This window comes from Halopenitus malekzadehii, assembly GCF_900108505.1.
GTDB classification, from domain to species: Archaea; Halobacteriota; Halobacteria; order Halobacteriales; family Haloferacaceae; genus Halopenitus; species Halopenitus malekzadehii.
The window spans coordinates 1-5,260 of record NZ_FNWU01000033.1; the positions used below are offsets into that span (position 1 = coordinate 1).

Consider the following 5,260-nt stretch of genomic DNA (forward strand, 5'->3'; position numbering starts at 1 on the left):
CGAGGACGCCGTCGAGCACGGCTCGACGAGCCCCCGCTCCAACACTCGCGAGGACGCCGTCGAGCACGGCTCGACGAGCCCCCGCTCCAACACTCACGGGGACGCCGTCGAGCAGGGCACGGATGACGTCGTCGTCCGGGTCGGAACGCTCGAGAACGGGAATGGGATCTACGTCGAGGACGACGGCCCGGGGATCCCGGAGGAAAACCGCGATCGGATCTTTTCGGAGGGCTATACAACGAGCGAGAACGGGTCGGGATTCGGATTGGCGATCGTTCAACAGATCGTGGACGCCCACAACTGGCAGATCCGCGCGATCGAGAGCGTCGACGGCGGGGCGCGGTTCGAGATCTCGGGCATTGAGACGGCTTCGTAGTTTTCAGACTCATCCGGCTCGTCAGTCAGATCGCGGTAACGGGCCGCACGGTGTGGTCTTCGAGTTGGATCTGTCGGTCGCAAACGCGACTCAGTGACGCCGTGGCCGGGGAGTCAGTTTCGGAGTCCGACCGTTCCCAGCCGGAGTTTAAATACGTCGAGGACGTAGCCGAACTCGAAACAGTGCAGGGAGCACACCACGCCGCGTCCGCCGTCCGCGATCACGACCGATGAGCGGCGAGCAGCCGACGACCGACGGCCCAAGCCGGCGGGCCGTCGTCGCCAAACGCGTCGAGTCGGGTGACGGGGACCTCGAGGAGATCGAACAGCTCGCCAACGCCGTCGACTACGAGGTCGTCGGCCGGCTCACGCAGACGCGCGAGGAGGACGCCGCCTATATGTTCGGCGAGGGGAAGGTCGAGGAGCTGGCCGCGCTCGTCGTCGAGACCGACGCCGACTGCGTGATCATCGACAACGACCTCGGTCCGTATCAGACGTTCAACATCGGCGGGAAGCTTCCCGAGGACGTCGCCGTCATCGATCGCTTCACGCTCATCCTCGAGATCTTCGGCGAGCGCGCACGGACCCGAAAGGCGCAGCTGCAGGTCGAACTGGCGGAGCTGCGCTATGAACTCCCGCGGGCCGAGGCCAAGGCCAGCCTCGCCAAGCGCGACGAGCGGCCCGGGTTTATGGGACTCGGCGAGTACGACGAGAGCGTCGAGCGGGACATCAAACGCCGCATCTCGGACATCCGCGACGAGCTGGCGTCGATCGCCGAGAAGGAACAGACGCGCCGGGAAAAGCGTCGAGAATCCGGCTTCGACCTCGTCGCGCTGGCGGGATACACCAACGCCGGGAAGTCGACGCTGCTCCGGCAGCTCGCCGCCGACCTCGACGTCGCGGAGAACGCCGACCGCCACCCCGACCTGGAGACGACGGCAGAGTCGGAGGATATGCTCTTCACCACGCTCGGGACGACGACCCGACGGGCGAAGCTGGACACGCGGGAGGTCCTCCTCACCGACACCGTCGGGTTCGTCTCGGATCTCCCCCACTGGCTGGTGGAGTCGTTCGAGTCGACGCTGGATTCGGTCTATCGGGCCGACCTCGTCCTGCTCGTCGTCGACGCCAGCGAGCCGGTCCGGGAGATGCGCGAGAAGCTGGTGACCTGCCACGACACGCTCCACGAACGCAACGAGGCGCCGATCGTGACGGTCTTCAACAAGGCCGACCGCCTCGATGCGGAGGCGATCGCCGAGAAACGCGCCGCCCTGTCGGGGCTCGCGCCGAACCCCGTCGTCGTCTCCGCCCGCGAGGGCGAGGGAGTCGCGACCCTCCGCGACCGCGTCGAGGACGAGCTCCCCGACTGGCAACACGAGCGGCTATTGCTCCCGATGACCGACGACACGATGAGCGTCGTCTCCTGGATCCACGACCACGGTCACGTCGAGGAGGAGTCCTACGGCGACGACCACGTCACCGTCGCGTTCGAGGCCAAATCCGCGATCGTGTCACAGGCTCGCGCGAAGGCAGCCGACCTCTCGCCGATCGACGCGTGAACTGCTCCGACCGAACCGTGAACTACCCCGACCGAACCGACTCCAGCGACGCATCGACCGCAGCCAGAAACGCCTCTGGATCGACCGGATGGACGGTGACCGGTTTCGGGCGACCGTGGGTATGGATCCGAACGCGGCCGCGCCGCCGCCACGTGACGATCAGACTGCCCAGACCGACGACGACGAAGGCGGCAGCACCGATCCGACTTCGGGAGATCGACGCCAGCCCGAACGCGACGATCCCGACCCCCAAAAGCAGCGTGAACCAGTCGGTCGATCGGTAGGTCACCTCCTCGATCGCCTGCAGGGGGATCGCGTGTCCATCGACAGTCCTGTGATCGTCGCTTGCACCGTCGTCACCGGCCCCATCGGCGTCGCCGATCACGATCCGCCGGTCAGTCACGCAGAGTGAACCGCCGAACCGATCGTCGCCACGGTAGCGAACCCGATCGTCGCCCGCGAGCGTCGCGGCCGAACGCACGTCACCCACGGGCGCGTCACCATCCACGTCGTCTCCGGTCGCGTTCGCGGCGCCCATCGGGGCCTACTCCGTGTAGCGCTCGAGGACGGTCTGGAACTCGTGTTCTTCCTCGGAGATAGCCTCCCACTGGTCGAGCCCACGTTCCTCGCGGGTGCCCGGAATCGTGTTGTCGAGCAGGAGGGCGACGATGCCGCCGACGGCCATCCCCGTTTGCCCGATGACGAAGACGGTGTCGGCGACGATCTGCGTGCCGAGGATCGGGCCGAGAACGGCGACCTGGCTCATTCCGTCACGGAAGGCTGCGACGCCCTCGAGGCCGCCGAAGTACGCCGGGATCGCGAGCCCGGCGAACAGCGCGAGGCCGATCGTGAAGACGTTTCGCTGGGCGTCGAGGTCAACGTACTTGAGGTTCGAAAGGCCGACCGCGGCGATCTGTCCGAACATCGCGATGAACAGGCCCCCGATGATCGGGTCGGGGATGGTGACGATGAGTTGGCTGAACGGGCCGAAGAAGCCGACGACGAGCATCACGACCGCGCCGACCTGGACGACCTGTCGGGAGGCGACGCCGGTGATGCCGATCGCGCCGATGTTCTCGGAGTAGGACGTCGATCCGTTGCCGGTGCCCATCAGGCCGGCGAAGACGTTGCCGATGCCTTCCATCCCGATTCCGTGGTCGATCCGCTTCCGGGATGGGGCGCCGACACCCGCAAGCCGTGCCACGGCAAAGTAGTCGCCGTAGCTTTCGATCATCGAGGCGACCACGCCCGCGAACATCCCCACGATGTAGGCCGGCGTGAACGCCGGAACGCCCCACTGGAGCGGGGTGATCGAAAGCACGATCGGGGCATCGAGCGCCGCCGAGGGAGCGACGTACCCGACCTGGTCGGGAGCATAGATACCCGCCACCGACAGCCCCACGGCGACCAGATATGCGGTCACGATCCCGAGGAGGACCGGAAACAGCCGTGCATAACGACTGTAGGCGTCGAGATACTGTGAGAACCCGACGATACAGACGAGCGTGAGCCCGAGCAGCCACCAGTTCTGTTGGGGCATCACGATCTGTGGCGTGCTGAACAGCGACAGGCCGATGAGCGCGATCACCGGCGCGACGACGACCGGCGAGAGATACCGCTTGAGGCGGCCCATCAGTCCCGAGTAGCCGATCAGAACCTGTATCGCGGCGGCGGCGATGATCGCTCCTTGCAGCTCCCGCATCGCCAGATCGAAGGGGCCGCCGACGGCACCCACGATCGTGAGGGCGGGCGCCAGCAGCGCGAAGGACGCCCCCTGCACGAGCGGGTAGCGGTTCCCGATCGTCGTCTGGAGGAGGGTCGCGACGCCCGAGACGACGAAGAACGTCCCGATGAGCGTCATCGCCTGTGTCTCGCTCGGCCCCATCGCGTTGATGAGCACGAGCGGGACCGCGATGTTCGCGCCGACCATCGTCAGGTAATGCTGGATCCCGAGGAAGAACGACTCCCCTGCGGGCGGTTTGTCCTCGATCCCGTACTCCACGAAGGAGGCGGCCTCGCGCTCGCTCGCCCGACCCCCTTCAGGGGTGGCGCTGGTCCCGCCGTCCGTCGCGGCGCCGTCGTCGACCGTCGTCACGTCGTCGGTTGGGTCACTCATGTTGGTGATTTCCTGGATATGGTGGTCGTGGTCTCCTGGCGTCGTCTCGCCCGTGATCCCCCGGCAACCTGCACGTTGGTGTCTCAACGACCACCATAAAGACGACGACTCGTGACATCAACGACCAGTGGCATCTGGAACCACACGACTTCGATACCGTAACTCACACCGGTTGGACGAGCCGTGCTGGGAACTCGCCGGGATCCGGTCGCTTATCGGCCTCGCGGGCCAAGGACGGATATGGTCGCGATGGAATCCGACTCCGAGCTGGATCGTGGCGACGCCGCGCCCGCCTTCGATCTTCCGGGCGCCGACGGGGATCGATATCGGTTGGAGGACTTCGACGTCGACGCGCTGTTGATCGTGTTCACGTGTAACCACTGCCCGTACGCACAGGCGAAGATCGATCCGCTGAACGCGATCGCCGACGATTACGACGACGTCGCCGTCGTGGGGATCAATCCGAACGACGACGCGGAGTACCCCGATGACTCCCTCGAGCAAATGCGGGAGCTCGTCGCCGATGGGACGATCGCCTACGACGCGTACCTCCGGGACGCGGACGGGTCGGTTGCGGCCGCCTACGGCGCGGTCTGTACCCCCGACCCCTTCCTCTTCCGACGCGACGAGGCGGGCGACGCCTGGCAGCTGGCCTACCACGGCCGACTCGACGACGCGCTCAACCCTGACGACGAACCCACCGAGTCGTACGCTCGGCAGGCGATCGACGAGATCCTCGCGGGTGAGGACGTCTCGATCCCCGATCGTCCCTCGCGCGGCTGTTCGATCAAGTGGCCCGAGGAGTAGCGCGGTTCAGTCAGGGCTCGAGGCGTAGTGCCGTTCAGCCGATGACGCGGGACGGCCAGTGAACTACCCCTGCCTAGTCGCTGCCTTCGTCGGCTCCTTGAGGCAGGGGCTTCCTGTTTCGATGACGCGCTTTGCAGACACCGAATGAGTGTCCGTAGGGAGCGCAGTCTCCACAGGCGTGTCTTCGAGCCATTCCAGCCCTAATTCAGAAAAACCGCGTTGAAGCACATTCATTGCTGCGTTCGCGTCACGGTCACACTCGAATCCACAACTTGGACAGGAGTGTTCTCGAACCCAAATGGGCTTGGCTGTCTCCACACCGCACGACGCACACTCTCTGGTCGTTCCTGCCGCTTCAACCTGCACAACGTGACAGCCGTACAACTCGGCCTTGTACTCTAAG

At 65.8% G+C, this 5,260-nt stretch carries 6 protein-coding genes; 3 read left to right on the top strand and 3 right to left on the bottom strand.

The annotated features are described in order from the left end of the window. Positions 1-376 (top strand): ATP-binding protein (locus tag BLW38_RS15465; RefSeq protein ID WP_143040924.1); only part of this gene is annotated, 376 nt, incomplete at its 5' end. A 229-nt stretch (positions 377-605) separates the two neighbouring features. After that, positions 606-1,934 (top strand): GTPase HflX, encoded by a 1,329-nt coding sequence (gene hflX / locus BLW38_RS15470; protein WP_092818085.1) that lies wholly within the window; start codon positions 606-608, stop codon positions 1,932-1,934. 22 nt (positions 1,935-1,956) lie between these two features. On the opposite strand, the gene BLW38_RS15475 is transcribed toward hflX, so the two are convergent. Together BLW38_RS15475 and BLW38_RS15480 are read right to left on the bottom strand one after the other, a co-directional pair. Continuing rightward, the gene (locus BLW38_RS15475; RefSeq protein ID WP_092818086.1) at positions 1,957-2,472 is read right to left on the bottom strand and encodes a hypothetical protein; all 516 of its coding nucleotides are present in this window, start codon (positions 2,470-2,472) and stop codon (positions 1,957-1,959) included. Between the two features lie 6 nt (positions 2,473-2,478). Then, positions 2,479-4,050: a uracil-xanthine permease family protein gene (locus BLW38_RS15480; protein WP_092818087.1), complete on the bottom strand. Its 1,572-nt coding sequence runs from the start codon at positions 4,048-4,050 to the stop codon at positions 2,479-2,481. A 240-nt stretch (positions 4,051-4,290) separates the two neighbouring features. Between BLW38_RS15480 and BLW38_RS15485 the strand changes: the two genes are divergently transcribed. Continuing rightward, positions 4,291-4,857 (top strand): thioredoxin family protein, encoded by a 567-nt coding sequence (locus tag BLW38_RS15485; protein WP_092818088.1) that lies wholly within the window; start codon positions 4,291-4,293, stop codon positions 4,855-4,857. 63 nt (positions 4,858-4,920) lie between these two features. On the opposite strand, the gene BLW38_RS15490 is transcribed toward BLW38_RS15485, so the two are convergent. Beyond that, a partial coding sequence (locus BLW38_RS15490; RefSeq protein ID WP_143040925.1) for a zinc ribbon domain-containing protein occupies positions 4,921-5,260 on the bottom strand: 340 nt, incomplete at its 5' end.

Bases quoted from the DNA above. Each gene is read 5' to 3' on its own strand.
- hflX (WP_092818085.1), top strand. From the start codon at position 606: ATGAGCGGCGAGCAGCCGACGACCGACGGCCCAAGCCGGCGGGCCGTC.
- BLW38_RS15475 (WP_092818086.1), bottom strand. From the start codon at position 2,472: ATGGGCGCCGCGAACGCGACCGGAGACGACGTGGATGGTGACGCGCCC.
- BLW38_RS15480 (WP_092818087.1), bottom strand. From the start codon at position 4,050: ATGAGTGACCCAACCGACGACGTGACGACGGTCGACGACGGCGCCGCG.
- BLW38_RS15485 (WP_092818088.1), top strand. From the start codon at position 4,291: ATGGTCGCGATGGAATCCGACTCCGAGCTGGATCGTGGCGACGCCGCG.